This is a genomic window from Maritalea myrionectae, assembly GCF_003433515.1.
Classification (GTDB): domain Bacteria; phylum Pseudomonadota; class Alphaproteobacteria; order Rhizobiales; family Devosiaceae; genus Maritalea; species Maritalea myrionectae.
Genome location: NZ_CP021330.1, coordinates 562,943 through 584,038 on the forward strand (window position 1 = coordinate 562,943; position 21,096 = coordinate 584,038).

The window sequence follows — 21,096 nt, forward strand, 5'->3', positions numbered from 1 at the left end:
GAAAGAGCATGAAGAGACGTCACATTGTTATTGCAGTGGCGCTGGCTGGTCTTTTGTCTGGCTGCACGAGCGTATTTACCGGTGGGGTCGGCACATCGCAGTTGGGAGACCGCACGGCGGATCGTGTGCCCGCAGGGGCAGACCCCGGCGATAGTGTGATCGGGCTGCGCGAACACCCCAAAATTGTGGCGACTTATGGCGGGGTTTATAACCATCGTTCAGCGGAGATTATGCTGGCCCGTATGGCGGGCAAATTGCTGGTGGCGGCGGAGCAGCCCAACCAAAGCCTGACAGTGACGATTTTGGATTCGCCTGAGGTGAATGCGTTTGCCTTGCCCGGCGGCTATATTTACGTCACGCGGGGTATTTTGGCGCTCGCCAGCGATGAAGCTGAGTTGGCCGCTGTGCTGTCCCACGAAATCGCCCACCTCACCTTGCGGCACGCGCGTGAGCGCTCCAATCGCGAACGCACCAGCAAAATTGTTGATCGGGTCATCTCCGGCATTTTGGGCGCGGATCCGGATACGGATCAATCCTTGGCCCGGTCAAAGCTCTCTCTGGCCGCCTTCTCTCAATCGCAAGAATTGGCGGCAGACCGCCGGGGCGTGTTGGTGGCTGGCGCGGCGGGCTATGATCCGCATGCGGCAGCGCGGTTCCTTTCGCAGATGGGGCGCTTTGCGGCCTTCACCGAGGGTAATGAAAGCGGGGATGATTTCTTGTCGTCTCACCCTTCCACGCCGTCACGCATTGAAGAAGCGGTCAAGTCGGCGCGGCAGTTGGGCGCGCCAGGCATTGGGGCGAATGAGCGCGAGCGCTATCAGCGGGCCATTGATGGTATTGCATTTGGCCCGAACCCGAATAACGGCACGATTGTGGGGCAGCAATTCATCTATCCTGCGCTTAAATTTACCTTCTCGGTGCCCCAATCCTATCAGTTGAGCAATGGTGCTGCCTCTGTGGTGGCGGTGGCGGAAAGTGGCACGGCGCTTCGGTTCGACAGTGCTGAAGTGCCAAGTGATCTGCCATTGGAGACCTATTTGCGGTCCGGTTGGGTGGCAGGCCTCAATGACGATAGTGTGCGCACAGGCCAAAAGAATGGCGTGGAGCGGGTGATCGCAACAGCGACCACTGAGAAGTGGTTTTTCCGCATTGCTGCAGTGCGGTATGAGGGGCAAGTTTATCGCTTTATCTTTGCGGCTGAGCGTGACAGCAAAGCGTTCCGCCAGGAGTTTGAAGCCACGATCGACAGCTTTAGGAAAGTGCGGGCATCAGACCTGAATCAGATTCAAAACTTTGAAATTGATATTGTGACCGCAAAGAGTGGCCAGCGGGCGGGCGATCTTTCGCGCCTCATGGCCGGGGTGAAACGGCGTGACGATTTGTTCTTGATTTTGAATGGGCTTTATCCGGGCGATCCGCTTGTGGCGGGGCAGGGATATAAAATCATTCGGAAGGACAAATAAAAGGCCGCAACCCTATGACGGGATACGGCCTTTTAGAATGAATTGGCTATGGCGCCTTATGCGGCGGCTTCTTCGCCTGACTCGTCTGATTTAGCACCACGACGTGGGCTTTTTGCGAGGTTCTTCTGGATCAGTTTGACCGCTTCGGTCAAAGAGATGCGGTTGACGGCACCGATTTCACGGCTCATGCGGTCGATCGCTGCTTCAAACAGTTGGCGCTCTGAGTAAGATTGCTCAGGCTGATCGTCCGAACGGAAAAGATCGCGCACAACTTCTGAAATCGAGATCAAATCGCCTGAATTGATCTTGGCTTCATATTCCTGTGCCCGACGGCTCCACATGGTGCGCTTAACGCGGGCGCGACCTGTGACGGTTGAAAGTGCTTTTTCTACTGTTTCTTCGTCTGCCAATTTGCGCATGCCAACGGTTTTGACTTTTGCAAGTGGCACACGGAGGGTCAACTTATCCTGCTCAAAATTGATCACAAAAAGCTCAAGTGAAAGACCTGCAACTTCTTGCTCCTCGATGCCGGTAATCTGGCCAACGCCATGCGACGGGTAAACAACAAACTCACCTGTTTTAAACCCTTGACGTTGTACTGATTTTTTAGTTGCCATATTAATGGTACTCCTGTTGACGCCCAAACGTTTTCCACGTTTGTTTTGGCTCTTATCGCCCCCAGTCGCAGCTATATTCTGACGCAAGGATTAGGCCCCAATTCTCATTGGTTACCAAAATGTTAATCCTGTCCTTGTGAAGCAAAAAAAACGTGCCCTCCGGCACGGCTGGTTAGAATAAGTTCGCGACTGTTATCTATTTGTAACACAAAATGCCGCCAGAATCAATTTTGGCGGCATTAGGACTTGTCCAGCGATTTTTTATAGTAAAAAAGCGGCTAATAGAGCGAAGCTTAGTCGCCTTCGCCGGGGGCCTCTGAGAAGTATTTCTCAAACTTGCCTTTTTCGCCATCATGCTTTTCCGCGTCCGCTGGCGGATCGCGTTTTTCTGTAATGTTCGGCCAAACCTCAGCGAACTTGGTGTTGATCTCCAACCAGCTCTCAAGGCCAGGCTCTGTATCGGGTACAATGGCTTCGGCAGGGCATTCTGGCTCGCACACGCCACAATCAATACATTCATCAGGATGGATCACCAGCATGTTTTCGCCTTCATAGAAACAATCTACAGGGCAAACTTCAACGCAATCCATATATTTACATTTGATGCAATTGTCGGTGACGATATAGGTCATGAAGCCAATTCCACTTTGTTTATTGACCCGTTTTAGAACGGTTTCAGAATTGGTTTATTGGCTAAAGCCTTTTCTGAAAAAGTGCAAGTCATGAAACCGGGTTTCCTTTTTCAAAGTTTGGTGATTTTTGAAAAAGCAAAGCTGTTTTTGGATGAAAAACAAAATAGTCGCAAAATTAGAGCGGATCTTTGCCCAAAAGAGTCTCTGTTTGGCGGCGTTCCTTCTTGGTGGGGCGGCCCGCACCTTTCTCCCGTACGGCTTGGGGCAAGGGGCGCGGCCCTTCACTTTTGGGAATGGGCGGTGGGCTTAAATCGTCATAAAGTTCAGCGGCTTGGGTGGCGGATCCGCGCTTTTCGCCCAGTTCGACCACGCGATATATTTTAATCTGTCGGGGCAAGGTGACCGTGAGCACGTCGCCCACTTTCACTTTGTGGGCGCAATCATTGCAACGCTCTTTGTTGATTTTGACGTGGCCGCCATTGACCAGCTTTTGTGCCAGGGTGCGCGTTTTGACGCAGCGGACAAACCACAGCCATTTATCAATGCGTTGTTTGCCCGCTGGCGCGTTCATTTATTGCTTTTTGAGGGCCATCAAAGCGGCAAAAGGCGAATCGGGATCGATTGGCTTTTCTTTTTTCGCGGGCCGTTGATTTTGGTTGGCGTGGCGGTTCGGACCTTTGCCTTGTTGCGGCTTGCCCCGCTTTTGGCCTTTGGCGGGCCGCTTGGCGCCGGACTTGGCCCCTTGCGGCTTGCGATTATTGTTGCGCCCGCCGGGGAACCAGATTTCGTCAAACTGTTCTTCAGCTTCTGCAGTAGCACCAGCTTCGTCCGTTGTCTCTTTCGCGGCAACAGCGGGTTCGGCTGTTGCGTCAGCTTCAGGGGCCGCCGCTTCTTCTGCCGGAGCAGGTGTCTCGGCAGCTGCCTCTTCAGCCTTTGCGGGTGTGTCAGCGTTTTCGGCTTTGGCTTCTTCAGGTTTGGCTTCAATCTTGGTGCGATTGACGCGGTAGCCTAGGCTTTTCAATACAGAATTGAATTCTTCGCCCGCACAACCGAGCAATGAGGTCATTTCCACCGTGACGCGGAAACCGTTGCCTGGGGCCGCGCCTTCCGGGGCTTCAACTTCTTGATTGCGGGCTGGATCAAAGCTGATCAGCGGGCGAATCAAATCGGCCAAGCGTTCAAGAATATCCACGCGGACAGCCCGTTGGCCCACCACTTTAAAGCCTGCGATTTCATAAAGTTCTTTGGCAAAGCTGGGGTCCACATCAATTGATGTGCGGCCTGAAAGAATGATCTGCGGCAATTCAGAAACGCCGGGCTGGCGCACGCCGCCATTTTGCAAGGCCCACAGCACCAGCGCCAATTCGCGCGGGGCGGGTTTCAGGGAAAGCGGCACATAAATGTGATAGGCGCCAAACTTCACGCCCATTTTGCGCATGATGCCGCGCACATCCTGATCGAGCGCTTTGACATCTTGCGACACTTCTTGCCGCGGCAAGACACCAAGTTTTTCGGCAATCTGGTAGGCGACGCCGCGGGCGGTGCCTTCCAGCTCTGTCGGTTCGCGCAATTGCAGGAGTGGTTCAAGCAGCGTGTTCACATGGTGCTTCAACCAAAGGGTCACCCGTTCTTGCACGGATTCAAGTTCGGCACCGCTCAGGCTCTCATCCGCCAGGATCACAGCGCGCGGGCGGAACATATCGTCGCCCTGCGCCAGATCGGCGATCACTTCGCCGCGCCACCGAATGAGACCATCAGTCGCCAACACAAATTCATCATTTGGGGCGTCAGTCACTTTTTCGGCGCGTTTTTTGATTTCAGGGGCAATGGCCACACCAGCGGCGGTGCGTAAATTCTTTGCGTCGTCGCCTTCGCCGGGGCTCAGGTTAAATCGAAACCCTTCGATAGATCCGATTTTATGACCCTCTAGGGATACGTCGCCGCTTTGGGAAATTTCAGGTGTCGTCATATTCTTATCTCTTAAATGGCGCAGAAGGACGCTGGTGCGTCGATCAACAAATCTTTGGGTAAGTCGCTCATGGAGCGCGTCTGATAAATTGTTCTCGATTTCACTTGTTTTTTCACGCCAATAGGTCGGATCTTTTAGCCAGTCTTTACGATTTGCCACGAAAGTCCAAGTGCGAATTTGTTTAATTCGATTGGACAATGTGTCAATGTCACCGACACTATTGTCGCAAAAGCTGACCTGTTCGTCCATCCAGTCTTCAAAAATATAGCCGTTGGAGCCAAGATTTTGAAAGATTGTGGCAATTATCTCACCATGTTGCGCAGGGGAGATGCTGCGATAATCAGGAATCTGGGCGCATTCCCACGCTAAACTGGTCTGTTCTCGCCCTCTGATGTCACCAATATTGGGGTGGCGCTGCAAAAATTCGAGCGCCAGTTGATCCTTTGCCGTGGGGATATTGGTGAGCAATTTATGCTGTGCAGGCACCTCTAAGGATTGGCGCAGCGCATCAAGCGAGCGCAAATCATAGTCGCGGGAGCGCCATTGCAGCACTTTCACCGGGGCGAATTGGTGGGTTTCCAGCTGTTCGATGACTTCGTCGGAAAAGGGCTCCAACCCGGCGGTGATGCCAAAGGTGCCGTCGCGTTTGTAGCGCCCGGCGCGGCCGGCAATCTGCGCCATTTCTGCGGGCGTCAGGTGGCGCAATTGTTTGCCGTCAAATTTCATGTCGGCGGCGAAGGCCACATGTTCAATGTCCAGATTCAGGCCCATGCCGATGGCATCGGTGGCAACCAAAAAGTCCACATCGCCATTTTCATAAAGGTCGACTTGGGCGTTGCGGGTACGGGGGCTGAGGGCGCCCATCACCACCGCTGCGCCACCACGTTGGCGACGGAGCAATTCGGCAATGGCATAAACTTCATTGGCGGAAAAGGCGACAATTGCTGAGCGCCGGGGTTGGCGGGTGATCTTTTTTGAACCCACATAATCCAAATTGGAAAAGCGCGGGCGCATGATGATGTCGACATCTGGCAGCAGCGCCGAAATGATCGGCGCCATGGTGCCGGCCCCCAAAAGCAAGGTCTCCTGCGTGCCGCGACAATGCAAAATCCGGTCGGTAAAAACGTGGCCGCGATCCAAGTGGGTGGCGGTTTGGATTTCATCCACCACCACACAATCCACCACCAGTTCGGTGGGCATGGCCTCCACCGTGGCAACCCAATAGCGGGCTTTGTCTGGCACAATGCGTTCTTCACCCGTCACCAACGCCACTGCGTCCGTGCCCGCGCGCTTGCACAGGGTTTGATAGATCTCGCGCGCCAACAGCCGCAAGGGCAGCCCGATCATGCCGGATCGATAGGCCAACAGCCGCTCAATGGCATAATGGGTTTTGCCCGTATTGGTTGGCCCCAAAATGGCTTTAAGGTTAGGGCCTTTGGCGGGGCGAATGAAATGGTGAGGTGCGTTCATAAGATCTTTTGGCAAAACAATATTTTAGCAGCCTTTAACGCGGCTTGGTGTTGGTTTCAAATTGAAACATATTTGGATTGGTTCGCCAGTTCAATTTACGATTGGTACAAAGTGAGAACAAATACGGTCCGAATCGCGGTTTATCCTGTATTCTGATTTCGTTCTATACCGTATATAGTAGGGCGAGGGTGGCTTGCCCACAATTTTTGAATTCTTAATCAAAAATTTACCATAAAATCCGCTTTTTCCGTTTAGATTGATGAAGGTTTAGTTAAAATTGTAACTTTGTTTACCTGCCTTGTTTTTGTGTGAACAGCATCAGTTGCAAATTAATTGCGATTTTAACTTTTGTGGTGCTGAAAATAAGGCATTTGAGCGCAAAAATTTACAAAAAAGCGGTTGCCGTTCCATTTTGAGAATAAGGGCGCGCAGAATCGCGGGCTGGAGCAGCCCTTTTGCCACAACACAATAGTTGTGGTTATTGAACGGAGAGGCGGGTGAGCACCATGGAGAGATCGCCAAAGGCGGTGCCGACCAAAACCCGGTAGGGAATGACGTAGCCCGTGTCTTCGAGCGGCGCAAACCACATTAGAAAACGCTGATTGTTTTTCATATAGGTGGTGCTGGCGCTGTCGCTAAAATGGCCTGATACCGGGTTGTATTTCAACTTGCACAGCACAACAGGGCCTTGATAGCCGGTGCGTTGCGAGGTTGCGGTTTGGTTTTCGGCAAAGCTCATATTGATGTCAAAGCGTTCAATGCCGGTGAAGATCCGCATTTGCCGATTGCAAATGGCGGGCGAAAGGCTATCCGCCTTGATCAAGAATGCCGCAACCGGATCATTGATGTTTGTGAGTTGGCTTTGCTTGACCGGCACGCGATTCACATTGTCGGTGAGCTCGGGGATCACTTGAAAGCTGTTCACTTTGGCGCCTTGCGCCTGAAACTGCACTTTGAACAGTTCATTATTGGCCTCTGTGGCCAGTTGAAACTGCTCGGCTTGCAGGTCGCCGCCGTTCAGACTGCCTTTGGAATCGAGATTTGCGGTGCCCGCGGCCACAAGGCTGGCCAAGCCGGAAACCACTCCATCAATATCCACGGCATAGTTTTGGCCATTATTGTCAAAATCAACAGCGACCTGGGCAATGTTGACGCCTCTAAGGGTCACCACATAATTGGCGGTGGCATCGAATGCGTTGGCGGCCAGTGTGCTGGCACAAAAAAGGGCGACTGACGCCCCGGTGAGATTGCTGAATATACGCTTCGAAAAACGCTTGACGGTCAACACATTTATCGCCACGTTTCGCCCATGCTCCCTAGCCGCTATTATCGCCAATTGGCTGCTTCGAATCAGTTTTTCTTCACACTGAACGGTGATCCGGGTCGATTCAAGGCAAGAATAGGACAAATTGGCACGCAAGCGCTTGACTAACGGGGCAGAGTTCTCTAATTAGACGCGACTTTTCATTAATATGAGATCGACAAGGCACCGCCTGTTAGAGCGGATTTGTTGGTTTTGACCGAACAGGATGTGAGTAAAATGGCACGACGTTGTGAACTTTCTGGCAAAGGCGTGATGTCAGGCAATAATGTGAGCCACGCGCTCAACCGGACCCGTCGCAAATTTTTGCCTAATCTGTGCTCCGTGACTTTGATGTCAGAAGCGCTGGGCGAAAGCGTGAAACTTAAAGTTTCTGCTGCTGCATTGCGCACCGTTGAGCACCGTGGTGGTTTGGATGCCTATTTGCTGAAAGCAAAGGACACCGAATTGTCTACACGCGCTTTGAACGTGAAAAAAGAAGTGCGTAAGGCACTTGCTGAAGCGTCTTAAGCTGCGGCTTGAACGTTTGAAAATTTAAAGATTTTCGTTGGTGCCGCGCAAAGTTTTTGCGCGGTGCTTTTTATTGGATGTGGCGCTGGTCACCTGCCGGGTCAGCCACAAATAATAGAGGTGCATGAAATGGTGCTCACTCGTCTATTGTTGGCCATTGTGGCCATGGCCGTTGTGGTAACGGCATCGAACTTTCTTGTTCAATTTCCGGTGCAAGCGCAATTGGGGCCTGCCAATTTGGCGGACATCCTTACTTGGGGCGCGTTCACCTATCCCTTCGCCTTTCTCGTTACAGATTTGACCAACCGCTTTTTCGGGCCGCAAAAGGCACGCATCGTGGTGCTGGTCGGCTTTGCATTGGCGGTTGTTCTCTCCATCATCTTTATGGCGACGCCGCGGATCGCGATCGCGTCCGGCACCGCCTTCCTCACCGCGCAATTGTTGGACGTGTCGATTTTTGACCGTTTGCGCAAAGGTGTGTGGTGGAAAGCGCCGCTTGTGTCGTCCGGCATTGCATCCGTCGTCGATACATTGTTGTTCTTCTCATTGGCCATGGCCCCGGCTTTCGCCTTTATCGATGGGTGGTTTGGCATGGACGACAGTTCATTGGGCTTACCTGTGCCGTTCCTCAGCTTTGGGGCAGAAACCCCGCTCTATCTCTCACTTGCTGTGGGTGACATGCTGGTGAAAGCCCTGATGGTTATCGCCTTGCTGCTGCCTTATCAGGCATTGCGTCGGGTGATTGCTGCGCGCGTGGAAACAGTGTCTGCATAAATTGAAAGCGCCGCGCCTTTTTTAAAGCGCTGCGCAATCGTGAGCGAACCCCAAGCATGGTAATCCGTGCTTGGGGTTTTTTGTTTTCATCTGGGTTTAGGCAATCGGTGGATTTTGCCAACGGGTCGGCGCGAAGGGCTTTGTTAGGGCCCGTTCGACCAGCTCTAAATGGTCTTGGCCGTAAAAGGGATCGCCGTCGAAAATATAGGTGGGTGAACCAAAAATGTTCTGCGCGATCGCCCAGTCCGAGTTTTTCTGCAATTTTGCTTGGATGCGGGTCGATCTGGCCTCTGCCATAAGAGCGTCGGTGTCGTGGCCCAGTTCCGTTGCGATCTTTTTCAACGTGTCGGTATCAGACAGATCTGCATCATCGCGCCAATGGGCTTCAAGCAGCTTATGTGCCAATTTATCGGGGGCGGGGCCGCTATCACCGAGGGCGAGGATCAGGCCGGAGGCGAGGCTATAATCCGCATCGTGAAAGGTGGGGCGAAATGTGATGATCGGCACGTCGCGATATTCTGCCCACCGCTCGATCTCACGCCCGAAGAAATAGTCGACATTGGCTTGGGTGCGATTACGGAACGGCTGGCTGCGCTGAGCTTGCACCACTGGCGACAGCAGAATGGGCCGATGAATCAGCGTGACATTATGCGCGGTGCAAATCGCGTTTAACTTTGCCGATCCGATATAGGCGAAGGCAGAGTGGGCCGAATAGACATATTCGATGGTGGGCATAATTTACTGTTCTTTCAACGCAGTGGAGATTAGCTAAGTTGGCCGGATTGAAGCTGGCGGGCAAGCCCTTCCAGCAGCAAGTTTAAGCCGAAATCGAATTGAGTGACGCCATCATATTCCCCATTGACCAAGGCCAGGGTGGCGCCATGCAAATAGGGGAAGTCCGATTTCTCGATCATTGGCAGATAGTGTGCGGCGGCGGCTTTATATTCATCTGGTTCAACGGGGAAATTGAGCTCTTGCATGGTGTAGCCATAAATGTGGCTATCGATGGCATTGCGCGCCCAATCGGCGGCCGCGTATGTAAAGCCAGCATTGATGAGGCATCCCAGCGTTGCATCCGTGTCGCGCATGGTTTGTTCGCCATTGGTGATGGTGGAGATCAGCAGCGGCGGTGCCCAGGGGTGCCTTAAAAAGGCTTGGCGCATGGAGTGCGCGCGTCGTCGCATCGTTTCTTGCCAGTCGCCCTTAATTTGAGGGCGTTCAAATTCACTCACAACATGGTCCAGCATCAAGCTGAGCAAATCGTCCTTGTTGGCCACATGGTTGTAAATCGACATGGCGGTCACGCCCAATTGGGTGGCGAGCTTGCGCATGGATAGCGCCTCGATGCCCTGACTGTCGGCCAGTTCGATGGCCGCTTCGGTAATTTTTTGTGCGTTCAGCGTGCGGCGTTTGTCAGCTTGGGATGTGCGGCTCATGGGCAATCAATTCCAGTTGGACGTAAAAACAGGCTTGACTCATATACAGTGTATATTTATAGCTGATTGTCGTCAAATATACACTGTATATATAATGCAAGTTTAGCCAGCCTATTGGAGGCGCAATGTCTGTTACTGAAAAAATCTCAACCCTATGGATTGTGGTCATGTTCAACATGGTCTTTGCTGATGTTCTGTCGTTTATCAGCCCTGGCTTTTTGGCCGAGGCCGAGACGGGCGTGATCGATGGGATTGAAATCACGCCCATGTTCATCTTGTTGGCGGCGATATTTATTGAAATCGCCATCGCCATGATTTTTCTATCGCGGGTTTTGCCGCGCAAAAGCTGTCGCATCGCCAATTGGGTGGCGGTGGTGGTCACCATTCTTTTTGTGGTTGGCGGTGGGTCGCTTGCGCCGCATTACATCCTGTTTGCTTCAATCGAAGTATTGGCGATGCTCTATATCGCCTATCTTGCTTGGACTTGGCCGGCAGAAAGCGCGCAGGCATAGGCGTAAAAAAAGCCCGCAGCAGATGCCGCGGGCTTTTGATTATTCAACTGGATATAACAGCTAGTGTGTCGACAAATAGGTCGCCAATATATCGCGGGCGGCACCAAGGTCAGTTTTGTCGATCATTTCGGTCACGGTGTGCACATAACGGGTGCCCACCACGATGCCGATCGCTTTCGCGCCAGCCGCGGCTTGTTGCGCTGCCGCGCCGTCTTGGCCACCCCGGGCCAAAATGGTGCGCTGATACGGAATTTTGTTCTTTTCAGCCAGTTCTTCCATTTCGCGCACAAGGCCGATATCGGCAATGAAGCTGGAATCTTTGATGTGCAGGCCAACGCCTTCGCCTTGAACGGTCACACGCTGATGCTCAGGCACGCCGGGCGTGTCGCAGGCGAGGGTAACGTCAATGCCAAGACCGATATCGGGTTTGATGGCATAGGCCGCTGTGCGGGCGCCGCGCAAACCAACTTCTTCTTGGGTGGTGAAGGCCACATGGATTTCGCATTCATGTTTGCCACCATCTTCGACCAGCTTGCGGATCGATTCGATGCCGAGCCAGCAGGCCACGCGGTTATCCAGTGCCTTGGAGACAACTTTGTCTTCAAGATCGAGCAAGGGCTCGTCCATCACGATGTAATCGCCAATTTTGACCTTGTCTTTGGTCTTTTCGCCCATGCCGAGGTCCACGAAAAATTCTGACAGGCCGGGCACTTTTTTCGCGTCGCCAGGTTCTTGAATGTGGATTGGTTTTCCACCGGGGTTCATCACGCCTTTATAATCGCCATCATCGGTGCACACCAAAACCCGGCGTGAGAACAAATTGCGTGGGTCAAAGCCGCCAACGGGATCAATATAGATGTGACCCTTGTCGCTGATGTGTGAAACCAAAAAGCCAATCTCGTCCATGTGGCAGAGCAGCATGACTTTTTTCGGGGTGCCTTTACCCTTTTTGGTGGGGTTGCGCTTGCACAGCAACGAACCCATGGGGTCCATAGTGACTTCGTCAAAAAGGCCTTCAATTTCGCTTTTGATCACCTCGCGAATACGGTCTTCGCGTCCGGGTACGCCGGGTGTTTCACACAGGCGCTTAAGCAGGTCGATATTCATATATTTATCCCTTGTTATGTCACGTTTCGTTAGACGCTCGAAACTTGGTAAATCAAGTTACTTTTATTTGCCGTAAACTCAAGCATAATGCCGCATAATTAATACAAAATATCGAATTGCAATAACATTGTGCGTTGCCAGCCATTAAAATTGTCGTCGGAAACAAGTGTGATTCGTGGATTATTGGTCGGACCAATACTTACCGCAAGTCCTTCCATATTGTCCACTGCGGTGCCGCCGGCGGCCAAGATGGTCTCCCCCTTTATCCGCGCGCCAGGCTTAATCTTGTCGCTGGTGATCAGTTCCAGCCGCATGGTGAAGCCGATCAGGGAGACGTCGCGCTTGAGAATCAGCAGGTCGCCATTGGGCAAAAAGGCGCAGGCTGTGGGTTTAAACCCGCCTTCACGTGCAAAGCTGAGTTCGCCGCGATCCTCATTGCCTTTCAGCCATGCGGCATGGTCACCGCCGCTGGCTTTCACGTTCTCAGTGAGCATTAAGGTGGAGCCGGCAATCGGGGAAGCGGGTGGGGCGATGCAAAGCGCCTCCAACGAACCATTGTGGCGGTTTCTGCGCAACCAATCGGGGATGGAGACTTCGCGTGCCGCCCCTTGCGGCCAACCGTCCACCAATTCGAAATCTGCGACGCGGGTCAGATGCTCAAAGGCGACCCGCACGGCGCTCGGGACCCCATCCCGAAAAATGGTCTCGATGCTTTCAGAATCACGTGAGAAGCGGGTGGGCAAATTGGCGCCCTTTGAGTTTTTAATCGGCACGAGGGTGATGTTGTTGAGGCCGCCCAAATTGCCAGCCTGATCATAGGACATTTTGCCATTTAAAAAATGTCCACGATCGCTCACCGCAGCAAATTTGCCATCTTCGGAGGTGAAGGTGATGCCGGAGAAGCCGCCAAACTGTTCATGATCATTGCGCAGCACAAACCCGCCGCGCCAGATCAGCTTGTCGATCTTGTCGCCTTTATTGCGCCCTTGAAAGCGCTCGATGGGTTGCAGGTCAATTGTGAGAGGTTCGGCAGCGGCGGGCGCAGCGGCGCATAGGCCGCTGGCAAAAAGTGCAAATGCTATTCGCCTAGCGGCGGCGTGCACGGGCTTTTGATGGCGGTTCTTCGTCAAACAAATCGGCCAGATTGTCCGTAAGCGCACCCGCCAGCTCTTCCGCGTCGAGCAGCGTGACCGCCCGGCGGTAATAGCGGGTAACATCGTGGCCGATACCGATGGCCACCAACTGAACAGGCGAACGTGTTTCAATATCTTCAATGACGAACCGTAGATGCTTTTCCAAATAGTTGCCGGGATTAACAGATTGTGTGCTGTCATCCACGGGCGCGCCATCGGAAATCACCATCAATATGCGGCGATTTTCGGGCCGGGACAAAATCCGTTTGTGCGCCCATTGCAGCGCTTCGCCATCGATATTTTCTTTCAACAAGCCTTCGCGCATCATCAGGCCGAGATTGTCTTTGGCATGGCGCCAAGGCTCATCCGCGGCTTTATAGATGATGTGGCGCACATCGTTGATCCGACCGGGATTGGCCGGGCGACCTGCCTGCATCCACGCTTCGCGAGATTTGCCGCCTTTCCAGGCACGGGTGGTGAAACCCAAAATCTCAACCTTCACGCCGCAACGCTCCAGTGTGCGCGCAAGAATGTCGCCGCAAATGGCGGCAATGGTGATCGGGCGACCACGCATGGAGCCGGAATTGTCGATCAACAGGGTCACGACGGTATCGCGGAAGTCTGTGTCTTTTTCAATCTTGAAGGAGAGGGGCTGCAGCGGATCGGTCACCACGCGGGTGATCCGTGACGTGTCCAGCAGGCCTTCTTCAAGGTCAAATTCCCAGGAGCGGTTTTGTTGCGCCATTAAGCGACGTTGCAATTTGTTGGCTAACCGCGCCACAGCACCCGTCAGGCTATCCAATTGCTTGTCGAGCAAGGCGCGCAATTGCGCCAATTCTTCAGGTGGGCAAAGCTCGGCCGCGCCAATGATCTCGTCAAACTTGGTGGTGAAGATCTTATATTCCGGCATATTGCGGAACTGATCTGGAATGTCGTTTTGCGGCGGGGTGTTGGCCGCGTCTTCGCCTTGCTCAATCGGCGCTTCTTGCTCTTCGGTTTCCTCTAAGCTGGCTTCTTGACCGTCAGTCTCGCCTTCTTCTTCGGTGTCGCCGGGCGCTTGCTCGGCGTCCATATCCATTTCTTCTTGGTCCGCAGAGCCATCCTGCTTATCCGCATTTTCGTCTGGTGCGTTTTGCGGATCAGCATCTTCGCCGCTTTCGTCCTCGTCCCCATCCAAATCGGTGGGGTCGGCATCAATCATCATGTCGAGATTGCGCAGGGCGTTGCGGGTCAGTTTGGAAAACTCGACTTGGTCATCAAGAAAATCGCCGAGATTATCAAGGCCATCGCCAACTTTGTCTTCAATGGTATCGCGCCAGAACTCCACCAGTTTTTCACCGGACGGGGGCACTTTCATGCCGGCGATTTTTTCGCGCAACACCAGGCTCATGGCTTCGGCCAAAGGCGCGTCGGCAATGTCCTTGATGTTGGAATAGTTGGCGCGGAACATTTTGTCTTCCAGCATGGCCGACAAATTGTCCTTCATGCCGGGCAGGCGTTCCACCCCAAGCGCTTCCACGCGCACTTGCTCGAGCGCGTCAAACACCGCGCGGGCTTCGGGGTCCTGCGGGGCATAGCGATTGTGTTTTTTGGTGTCATGGGCCGCCAGGCGCATGGACATGGCGTCACCCTGACCCCGGGCAATAGCAATATCTTCAGCTTTGGGCACGCGCGGCAGATTGGCCAGCCGCGCCTTGTCTTTGGTCAAAAGCGGTCGATCGGAGGTGAAGGCCACCTCCAATTCGCGTTCGCCAGACACGGTCCGCACCGTTGCGCCAATCGCGTTTTTCAGCGTGGCGGTCGGGTCGGCCCGGTTTTGCTTTTTCCCGGATAAAGACATGGTGCCTCTTTGGGTTGGCGGTTAGGCGCTCAGGGCGATGTTCGCAGCGGATTCTGGCAGGTCTGTGCCAAATACACGCTGGTAGAACTCAGCCACAACAGGGCGTTCCAGCTCATCACACTTGTTGAGGAAGGTGAGGCGGAAGGCAAAGCCGATGTCGCCGAAGATCTGGGTGTTTTCCGCCCATGTGATCACGGTCCGTGGGCTCATCACGGTCGACAAATCGCCATTGATGAACGCCTGACGGGTCATGTCAGCAAGGCGCACCATGTTGGAAACGGTCTTTTCGCCTTCTTGATTCTGGAACTGCTTGGCTTTGGCCAACACAATGCCCACTTCTTTTTCGTGCGGCAAATAGTTCAGCGTGGTCACCAAAGACCAACGGTCCATTTGGCCTTGGTTGATCTGTTGCGTGCCGTGATAAAGCCCGGATGTATCGCCCAAACCGATGGTGTTGGTGGTGGCAAACAAGCGGAAGGCAGGGTGCGGTTCGATCACTTTGTTTTGGTCGAGCAATGTGAGGCGACCTGACACTTCCAGCACGCGCTGAATCACGAACATCACGTCGGGACGGCCCGCATCATATTCATCAAAAACGATGGCCACATTGTTTTTCAAAGCCCATGGCAAAATGCCGTCGCGGAATTCGGTGATTTGCTTGCCGTCTTTCAACACAATGGCGTCTTTACCCACCAGATCGATCCGGCTCACATGGCTATCGAGGTTTACCCGCACCAAAGGCCAGTTCAACCGCGCGGCAACCTGTTCGATGTGGGTAGATTTACCCGTACCGTGATAGCCTTGCACCATCACACGGCGGTTGTGCTCAAACCCGGCCAAAATGGCCAAAGTTGTGGCCTTGTCGAACAAATAATCAGGATCAAGGGGCGGCACATGTTCTGTGCGCTCTTTGTAACCTTTCACCACAAGGTCGGAATCAATGCCAAAAAGGTCACGGGCATTATATTCGGTATCGGGCAATGGAGCGGTTTGTTCAGTCATAGCGGATGCCTTCGTCAGGTCTGGCCGAAGCACGGCATAGTGCCGAAAATGGCGGGTAAGGTTTTAGTTGAGATTTCTATAACAGCAAATTGTGGCGTACCCAAGGGTTAAACGAACCCTTTGGCCTTCAAATGGTTATAAGCGGTGATGATATTGCGCAAGCGCTCTTCAGAGCTTTTGTCGCCCCCATTAATGTCGGGGTGGTGCTTTTTCACCAAATCCTTATAGGCCAATTTGATGGCGTCGGCGCTGTCGGTGGGGCTCACGCCCAGCATTTCAAGCGCCTTGCGGTCGGCCTCCAAAATTTTGCGATCTGCTGAGCGGTTGGGGCCGCTCGATTTGCCCTGCATGCGGGCATAGCGCGCAAAAACATTGGATGGATCGTGACGCTTTTTCTTTTTGGTGCGGCCGTTAGAGTCGGCGCCAACGCTGCCGCCTTTGCCTGCGCGCGTGTCCCAAGTGGGGCGGCCATAGGAACGGTCGGAGACGATGTCTTTGATTTCGTCGTCGCCCAGATCAGAGAAAAAGTCGTAATTCTTGTTATATTCACGCACATGGGCCAAGCAGAATTGGTGATGTCCGGGCGTGTTTGGGCCTTTGGGGGCCTTGTGGATTCCCGGTTCCTCACAACCTTTCCATGCGCAGCGTGGTGATCCATCTTCAGGCTTGCCGGATGAAGAGGCTCTTTTTTTAACGCGAATTTTATCGAACAGCTTGGATTGCAATTTCTCGGCTCAATTGATTTATGAAAGGGGACCCCTTTTAGCCTAAAAATGGAAAAGAGAAAAACCCCTATGTTGGTAAAAGACGCGATTATTTCAAAATTAAATGCGACATTCTCGCCAGAACACCTCGAAGTGATCGATGAATCCGAACTTCACCGCGGTCATGGCGGCTGGCGCGAAGGCGGCGAAACTCATTTTCGCGTCGTGATTTCGGCCCAAACCCTGGCGGACAAAAGCCGGGTTGAACAGCATCGCGCCATCAATGGCTGTTTGGCCGAAGAACTTGAAGACCGGGTCCATGCCCTCGTGATCAAGGTGAAATGACCAATCGGTGCATTACGGCACGATTTTGATCTCGGTAATTCGGTTGCGTTCCTTTTTCAGCACCTTGAAGCGGAAGCCATGGAAGGTGAAGACCTGATTCACTTCAGGGATCATTTTGGCTTCTTCCACGATCAGTCCGGCGATGGTGTTGGCGTCTTCGTCGGGCAAATGCCAATCGAGTGTCCGGTTCAAATCGCGAATGGGCACCGAACCGTCAACAATATAGCTGCCGTCGGGTTGCTTTTGCGCCCCTTCCATAATCTCGTCATGCTCGTCGGCAATTTCGCCCACGATTTCTTCCAAAATATCTTCAAGGGTCAGCAGGCCTTCCACTTCGCCATATTCATCCACGATCATGGCGATGTGGGCTTTTTCCCGCAAAAACGCGTTCAACTGCGCTTGTACGGGGGTAGTGTCGGGCACAAACCAGGGCTTTGAGACAATTTTGGAGAAATCGAGCTTTTCCACGTTGCCGCCAGCGCGGAACAGGGCGCGCAGCAAGTCTTTGGCGTGGACGATGCCGACAATGTTGTCTTGATCATTGCGCCACAATGGAATGCGGGTATAGGGGCTTTCCAAAATATCCTGCACCAATTGTTCTTTGGGCAAATCAGCGTCAAAGGCCAACATTTTGGTGCGGTGCACCATCACGTCGTTCACTTCCAGTTCGCTCAAATCCAAAATGCCGCCCAGCATGTCGCGGTCGTTTTTGATCACTTCACCTTCGCGGTGCAGCAGATCCACGGTGCCGCGCAGCTCATCATGCCCGGTCAGGCCATATTCATCATCTTCGGCACGTGCGCCCAAAAGGCGGAGCATCAAATTGACCAGCTTTTGGATGGCATAGGTGATGGGGGCAAACACCACCACAACCGGCCGCACAAAGGGGCCCACATTGAGGGAGAATTCGTCGGGTTTTGAGATGGCCCAGGTTTTGGGCAGCACCTCAGAAAAAATCACCACCAATAGTGTCATCACCAGGGTGGCGTAGATGACGCCGGAATCGCCGAACAGCGAGATCAGCACGCTGGTTGCCAAGGACGAGGCCAGGATATTGACCAGGTTGTTGCCCAGCAGCAAGGCGCCGATCAGGCGTTCCTTATCGACGATCAGTTTTTCTACGACGGATGCTTTGCTTTTTCCGGCTTTCACCCAATGGTGGATGCGGGCGCGGCTGGCAGCAGTCAGCGCCGTTTCAGAGCCAGAAAAAAAGCCGGAAAGCGCCAGCAAAAAGATGATGGCGCCAACGGAAACCCAGAAGGTCAGAGTTAATTCGGTCATTTTTGCCGTTCTTCGTTCAAGAATTCAAACACTTGGTCAGGATTGACATTTTTCTCAATGAAAGCCTTGCCTATGCCTTTTGTCAAAATAAAGGTCAGCGCGCCACGCGAGACCTTTTTGTCTTGGGCAATCAGGTCGAGCAAATCCGCCGTGGGCGGCAGATCGCCGGGAATGTCACTCAAATTGGTGGGCAAGCCCGCTTTTTTCAAGTGCGCCACCACGCGCGCATCATCTTGGGCGTTGGACAGGCCGAGCTTGGTGGAGAAACGATGGGCCAAGGCCATGCCGATGGCCACCCCTTCGCCATGGATCAAGCGATCCGAGTATCCGGTGGCCGATTCAAGGGCGTGGCCAAAAGTGTGCCCTAGATTAAGCAGGGCGCGTTGGCCCATTTCGCGCTCGTCGGCCACCACCACGCGGGCTTTGGCGCGACAGGCGCGGGCAATCGCCTCGGCGCGGGCCGGGCCGCCTGCAAAGATTTCGGGTTGGTTTTCTTCAAGCCAGAAGAAAAACTCCTCATCATCGATCAGGCCATATTTGACCACTTCGGCATAACCGGCGCGGAAATGACGTTCCGACAAAGTTTCGAGTACGCCCAAATCAGCGGCGACAAAGCGCGGTTGGTGAAATGCGCCGATCAGGTTTTTGCCGTGGGGCGAGTTCACCCCGGTTTTGCCCCCAACTGAACTATCGACTTGCGCCAATAGGGATGTGGGGATTTGCACAAAGTCCATGCCGCGCCGCATGATGGCAGCAGCAAAGCCCGCCAGATCGCCGATCACCCCTCCACCGAAGGCCAGTACAATATCATTGCGCTCCAGCTTTTCTTTCAAAAGGGCAAACACGACGCTATCGAGACGGGCCATGCTTTTGGCATTTTCACCGGGGGGAATGGAGATGAGAGCATAGTTCAAGCCGTGGGCTTCGAGGCTTTTTTGCAGCCGCGCCCATTGGTTCTTTTCCACATTCAAATCGGTTACCACGCCGAAACGCGCGCCGGGGAACTTTTCTGTCAAAATGCCGCCCAAGCGGTCCAATACATCGGGTGCGATCTCGATGTCGTAGGCGCGGTCGCCTAAATCAATAGGCACAATGATCGGTTTTAGGGCGTTTTCGGTCGACATAATTTCTTCTTACAGGTTAAGCGGTCAGATAAGAGGCGAGGGCATCGATGGCTTTTGCCGCCACAGCCTCGTGGGTGCCGTCAAATGAAGTGACCTTCACGTCGGCCAGAGCATATGTTGGATTGCGCGCATCATAAAGGGCTTTCAGCGTGCCAAAGGGATCTGCCGTGCGCAAAAGCGGGCGGGTGTTGCGGCGCGAGACGCGCTCAAACAGCAAATTGATGTCTGCATCCAACCACAGTGATATCGCGTGCCGTTTGATATTGTCGCGGGTTTCTTCATTCATGAAGGCGCCGCCACCAGTGGCAATCACGGTATTTTTGTTTTCCGTCAACAGCCGCGAAATCACCCGCACTTCCCCGGCGCGAAACTCGTCTTCGCCATGGGTTTCAAAAATATCGGGGATGGGCATGCCTGCCGCTTTTTCGATTTCGTTGTCGCTATCAATGAAGGGGCGGTTCAAATAGTTGGCGATGCGGCGGCCCACAGTGGATTTGCCAGCGCCCATCAATCCGATCAGCACGATTGGCTTGGTGCCCAGCTGTTGGTTGACCAGTTTGCTCTTTTCACTCACATCCGTGCTGGTCAGCCCGTCGCCCACTCTACTCTCCTTTGAATTCTACGCTGTTGAAGCCATTTGTTGGGTTTAATGTCAAGCCTTGTTGTCGGCGTGGTGGGCCTGTGCTTATTCACCACCTGCGCGGTAATTTCTTGAAATGATGGGCTAAATAAGCGAAAAAGGGGCCAATGGAGGGTGTCGATATGCCGACCTTGATCAGGTTTGTTGTGTTTTTAGCATTTTTGGCGGCGTTGGTTTTTGGGTCCATGGTGGCCCTCACCGTGTTTGTGGAGCCGACACCACGGGAAATGACCGAGCGCATTCCGGCGCGTGATTTATTTGGCAACAACACATAATGTCTGACCCTCATGAGCGTCATTTAGATTTATTTCTGGATATGATGAGCGCAGAGCGCGGTGCCGCACAAAACACGCTCGACGCTTATCAACGCGATTTGCAACAATATGTTGCCCATCTCAGCGAAAAGCGCACCTCTTTGTTGGCGGTAGATCGCAATGGGGTGCAGGCCTATTTGATGCAGTTGGAGCGCCAAGGATTTGCCGCGACCACCCAAGCGCGACATCTGAGCGCCATCAAGCAATTCCATCGGTTTCTGGTGGCGGAAAATTTGCGCAAAGACGACCCCACCGCGATTGTGCCAGCACCCAAGGCGGGGCAGCGATTGCCCAAAACGTTGAGTATTGATGAGGTTGATCGATTGTTTGATGCGGCGGAGGCGGCGATGGCGCAGCCGGATTTGTCGCCCAAAGCGCAGCTGAAGGCAGAGCGCAATTATGTGTTGCTGGAACTGCTTTATGGCACAGGCATGCGGGTCTCAGAACTGGTTGCCTTGTTGCGGTCTGCGATTGTTAAGGAAGCGGCGATGCTGGTGGTGCGCGGCAAGGGCGACAAAGAACGTATGGTGCCGCTCAATGATCGGGCAAAGGATGCGCTTTTAAACTATTTGAAAAAACTCCCCCCGGGGCGGTTCGCCTTTCCCGCCAACACCAAAGAGGGTCATTTGGCGCGGCAGGTTTTTGCCCGTGAGCTGAAGCAAATTGCTATTGACGCGGGGATCGACCCAACAAAAATTTCACCGCATATATTGCGCCATGCTTTTGCCTCACATTTGTTGGAAAGAGGCGCGGACCTTCGGGTCGTGCAAGTCTTGCTGGGGCATGCTGATATTTCGACCACACAGATATATACCCATATATTGGATGAGCGCTTGACGCAGTTGGTGGAAAAGCATCATCCTTTGGCGCAATAGAGTTAACCGCGCACCCTTATGAAGCTT

At 53.4% G+C, this 21,096-nt stretch carries 22 protein-coding genes; 7 read left to right on the forward strand and 15 right to left on the reverse strand.

The annotated features are described in order from the left end of the window. Positions 1 to 8: 8 nt before the first annotated feature. Positions 9 to 1,463: a M48 family metalloprotease gene (locus MXMO3_RS02805; protein ID WP_027836048.1), complete on the forward strand. Its 1,455-nt coding sequence runs from the start codon at positions 9 to 11 to the stop codon at positions 1,461 to 1,463. A 56-nt stretch (positions 1,464 to 1,519) separates the two neighbouring features. Here the strand turns inward: MXMO3_RS02805 and MXMO3_RS02810 are convergent, their stop codons facing one another. From MXMO3_RS02810 to MXMO3_RS02830, 5 genes are all read right to left on the reverse strand, one after another. Further along, complete coding sequence (locus MXMO3_RS02810) at positions 1,520 to 2,080, reverse strand: CarD family transcriptional regulator (RefSeq protein WP_027836049.1); 561 nt, start codon at positions 2,078 to 2,080, stop codon at positions 1,520 to 1,522. A 293-nt stretch (positions 2,081 to 2,373) separates the two neighbouring features. Next, positions 2,374 to 2,712 (reverse strand): ferredoxin FdxA, encoded by a 339-nt coding sequence (gene fdxA / locus MXMO3_RS02815; protein ID WP_027836050.1) that lies wholly within the window; start codon positions 2,710 to 2,712, stop codon positions 2,374 to 2,376. 175 nt (positions 2,713 to 2,887) lie between these two features. Continuing rightward, positions 2,888 to 3,283 (reverse strand): RNA-binding S4 domain-containing protein, encoded by a 396-nt coding sequence (locus MXMO3_RS02820; RefSeq protein WP_027836051.1) that lies wholly within the window; start codon positions 3,281 to 3,283, stop codon positions 2,888 to 2,890. Further along, complete coding sequence (locus tag MXMO3_RS02825; RefSeq protein ID WP_117394873.1) at positions 3,284 to 6,151, reverse strand: helicase-related protein; 2,868 nt, start codon at positions 6,149 to 6,151, stop codon at positions 3,284 to 3,286. It abuts the gene before it with no gap. Between the two features lie 478 nt (positions 6,152 to 6,629). After that, positions 6,630 to 7,451, reverse strand: coding sequence for a DUF3108 domain-containing protein (locus MXMO3_RS02830; protein WP_162889106.1), 822 nt, complete (start codon positions 7,449 to 7,451; stop codon positions 6,630 to 6,632). Positions 7,452 to 7,691: 240 nt separating this feature from the next. On the opposite strand from MXMO3_RS02830, the gene rpmB reads away from it, so the two are divergent. After that, the gene (gene rpmB, locus MXMO3_RS02835) at positions 7,692 to 7,982 is read left to right on the forward strand and encodes a 50S ribosomal protein L28 (protein ID WP_027836054.1); all 291 of its coding nucleotides are present in this window, start codon (positions 7,692 to 7,694) and stop codon (positions 7,980 to 7,982) included. Positions 7,983 to 8,111: 129 nt separating this feature from the next. After that, on the forward strand, positions 8,112 to 8,756 hold the full coding sequence (locus MXMO3_RS02840) for a VUT family protein (protein WP_117394875.1): 645 nt from the start codon (positions 8,112 to 8,114) through the stop codon (positions 8,754 to 8,756). A gap of 96 nt (positions 8,757 to 8,852) precedes the next feature. Here MXMO3_RS02840 and MXMO3_RS02845 read toward each other — a convergent pair whose 3' ends face one another. Next, positions 8,853 to 9,491: a 2-hydroxychromene-2-carboxylate isomerase gene (locus MXMO3_RS02845; RefSeq protein ID WP_117394876.1), complete on the reverse strand. Its 639-nt coding sequence runs from the start codon at positions 9,489 to 9,491 to the stop codon at positions 8,853 to 8,855. Between the two features lie 29 nt (positions 9,492 to 9,520). Beyond that, a complete protein-coding gene (locus MXMO3_RS02850) occupies positions 9,521 to 10,192 on the reverse strand; it encodes a TetR/AcrR family transcriptional regulator (protein WP_117394877.1) in 672 nt (223 codons plus the stop codon). 125 nt (positions 10,193 to 10,317) lie between these two features. Between MXMO3_RS02850 and MXMO3_RS02855 the strand changes: the two genes are divergently transcribed. Next, positions 10,318 to 10,704, forward strand: coding sequence for a DUF6326 family protein (locus MXMO3_RS02855; protein WP_117394878.1), 387 nt, complete (start codon positions 10,318 to 10,320; stop codon positions 10,702 to 10,704). 60 nt (positions 10,705 to 10,764) lie between these two features. Here the strand turns inward: MXMO3_RS02855 and MXMO3_RS02860 are convergent, their stop codons facing one another. The 5 genes from MXMO3_RS02860 to MXMO3_RS02880 form a co-directional block, all read right to left on the reverse strand. Further along, positions 10,765 to 11,811 (reverse strand): M42 family metallopeptidase, encoded by a 1,047-nt coding sequence (locus tag MXMO3_RS02860; protein WP_027836058.1) that lies wholly within the window; start codon positions 11,809 to 11,811, stop codon positions 10,765 to 10,767. Positions 11,812 to 11,909: 98 nt separating this feature from the next. After that, on the reverse strand, positions 11,910 to 12,941 hold the full coding sequence (locus MXMO3_RS02865; protein ID WP_162889107.1) for an esterase-like activity of phytase family protein: 1,032 nt from the start codon (positions 12,939 to 12,941) through the stop codon (positions 11,910 to 11,912). Beyond that, positions 12,898 to 14,784 carry a cobaltochelatase subunit CobT gene (cobT, locus tag MXMO3_RS02870; RefSeq protein ID WP_117394880.1) on the reverse strand — a complete coding sequence of 629 codons (1,887 nt, stop codon included), beginning with the start codon at positions 14,782 to 14,784 and terminating at the stop codon, positions 12,898 to 12,900. The genes MXMO3_RS02865 and cobT overlap by 44 nt, the downstream gene beginning before the upstream one ends. A gap of 21 nt (positions 14,785 to 14,805) precedes the next feature. Then, positions 14,806 to 15,786, reverse strand: a complete 981-nt coding sequence (cobS, locus tag MXMO3_RS02875; protein WP_117394881.1) for a cobaltochelatase subunit CobS — start codon at positions 15,784 to 15,786, stop codon at positions 14,806 to 14,808. A gap of 107 nt (positions 15,787 to 15,893) precedes the next feature. Further along, positions 15,894 to 16,340, reverse strand: coding sequence for a J domain-containing protein (locus tag MXMO3_RS02880; protein WP_156905576.1), 447 nt, complete (start codon positions 16,338 to 16,340; stop codon positions 15,894 to 15,896). A gap of 240 nt (positions 16,341 to 16,580) precedes the next feature. On the opposite strand from MXMO3_RS02880, the gene MXMO3_RS02885 reads away from it, so the two are divergent. Then, entirely contained in the window at positions 16,581 to 16,835 is a 255-nt protein-coding gene (locus MXMO3_RS02885; RefSeq protein WP_117394882.1) for a BolA family protein, read from the forward strand. A 12-nt stretch (positions 16,836 to 16,847) separates the two neighbouring features. Here MXMO3_RS02885 and MXMO3_RS02890 read toward each other — a convergent pair whose 3' ends face one another. Genes MXMO3_RS02890 through MXMO3_RS02900 form a run of 3 tightly spaced genes read right to left on the reverse strand, consistent with a single transcriptional unit; the run spans position 16,848 to position 19,841 of the window. Continuing rightward, entirely contained in the window at positions 16,848 to 18,116 is a 1,269-nt protein-coding gene (locus MXMO3_RS02890) for an HlyC/CorC family transporter (protein WP_027836064.1), read from the reverse strand. After that, the gene (gene aroB / locus MXMO3_RS02895) at positions 18,113 to 19,240 is read right to left on the reverse strand and encodes a 3-dehydroquinate synthase (protein ID WP_117394883.1); all 1,128 of its coding nucleotides are present in this window, start codon (positions 19,238 to 19,240) and stop codon (positions 18,113 to 18,115) included. Before aroB ends, MXMO3_RS02890 begins: the two co-directional genes overlap by 4 nt. Positions 19,241 to 19,256: 16 nt before the next feature. Further along, the gene (locus tag MXMO3_RS02900; protein WP_027836066.1) at positions 19,257 to 19,841 is read right to left on the reverse strand and encodes a shikimate kinase; all 585 of its coding nucleotides are present in this window, start codon (positions 19,839 to 19,841) and stop codon (positions 19,257 to 19,259) included. Positions 19,842 to 20,002: 161 nt separating this feature from the next. Between MXMO3_RS02900 and MXMO3_RS02905 the strand changes: the two genes are divergently transcribed. Both MXMO3_RS02905 and MXMO3_RS02910 read left to right on the forward strand, forming a co-directional pair. Continuing rightward, positions 20,003 to 20,155, forward strand: coding sequence for a hypothetical protein (locus MXMO3_RS02905; RefSeq protein ID WP_051214091.1), 153 nt, complete (start codon positions 20,003 to 20,005; stop codon positions 20,153 to 20,155). Then, positions 20,155 to 21,069: a site-specific tyrosine recombinase XerD gene (locus tag MXMO3_RS02910; RefSeq protein WP_117394884.1), complete on the forward strand. Its 915-nt coding sequence runs from the start codon at positions 20,155 to 20,157 to the stop codon at positions 21,067 to 21,069. The genes MXMO3_RS02905 and MXMO3_RS02910 overlap by 1 nt, the downstream gene beginning before the upstream one ends. Positions 21,070 to 21,096 lie beyond the last annotated feature (27 nt).

Bases quoted from the DNA above. Each gene is read 5' to 3' on its own strand.
- MXMO3_RS02905 (WP_051214091.1), top strand. From the start codon at position 20,003: ATGCCGACCTTGATCAGGTTTGTTGTGTTTTTAGCATTTTTGGCGGCG.
- MXMO3_RS02855 (WP_117394878.1), top strand. From the start codon at position 10,318: ATGTCTGTTACTGAAAAAATCTCAACCCTATGGATTGTGGTCATGTTC.
- cobT (WP_117394880.1), bottom strand. From the start codon at position 14,784: ATGTCTTTATCCGGGAAAAAGCAAAACCGGGCCGACCCGACCGCCACG.
- MXMO3_RS02810 (WP_027836049.1), bottom strand. From the start codon at position 2,080: ATGGCAACTAAAAAATCAGTACAACGTCAAGGGTTTAAAACAGGTGAG.
- MXMO3_RS02860 (WP_027836058.1), bottom strand. From the start codon at position 11,811: ATGAATATCGACCTGCTTAAGCGCCTGTGTGAAACACCCGGCGTACCC.
- cobS (WP_117394881.1), bottom strand. From the start codon at position 15,786: ATGACTGAACAAACCGCTCCATTGCCCGATACCGAATATAATGCCCGT.
- fdxA (WP_027836050.1), bottom strand. From the start codon at position 2,712: ATGACCTATATCGTCACCGACAATTGCATCAAATGTAAATATATGGAT.
- MXMO3_RS02840 (WP_117394875.1), top strand. From the start codon at position 8,112: ATGGTGCTCACTCGTCTATTGTTGGCCATTGTGGCCATGGCCGTTGTG.
- aroB (WP_117394883.1), bottom strand. From the start codon at position 19,240: ATGTCGACCGAAAACGCCCTAAAACCGATCATTGTGCCTATTGATTTA.
- MXMO3_RS02845 (WP_117394876.1), bottom strand. From the start codon at position 9,491: ATGCCCACCATCGAATATGTCTATTCGGCCCACTCTGCCTTCGCCTAT.
- MXMO3_RS02910 (WP_117394884.1), top strand. From the start codon at position 20,155: ATGTCTGACCCTCATGAGCGTCATTTAGATTTATTTCTGGATATGATG.
- MXMO3_RS02850 (WP_117394877.1), bottom strand. From the start codon at position 10,192: ATGAGCCGCACATCCCAAGCTGACAAACGCCGCACGCTGAACGCACAA.
- MXMO3_RS02885 (WP_117394882.1), top strand. From the start codon at position 16,581: ATGTTGGTAAAAGACGCGATTATTTCAAAATTAAATGCGACATTCTCG.
- MXMO3_RS02820 (WP_027836051.1), bottom strand. From the start codon at position 3,283: ATGAACGCGCCAGCGGGCAAACAACGCATTGATAAATGGCTGTGGTTT.
- MXMO3_RS02890 (WP_027836064.1), bottom strand. From the start codon at position 18,116: ATGACCGAATTAACTCTGACCTTCTGGGTTTCCGTTGGCGCCATCATC.
- rpmB (WP_027836054.1), top strand. From the start codon at position 7,692: ATGGCACGACGTTGTGAACTTTCTGGCAAAGGCGTGATGTCAGGCAAT.
- MXMO3_RS02805 (WP_027836048.1), top strand. From the start codon at position 9: ATGAAGAGACGTCACATTGTTATTGCAGTGGCGCTGGCTGGTCTTTTG.
- MXMO3_RS02825 (WP_117394873.1), bottom strand. From the start codon at position 6,151: ATGAACGCACCTCACCATTTCATTCGCCCCGCCAAAGGCCCTAACCTT.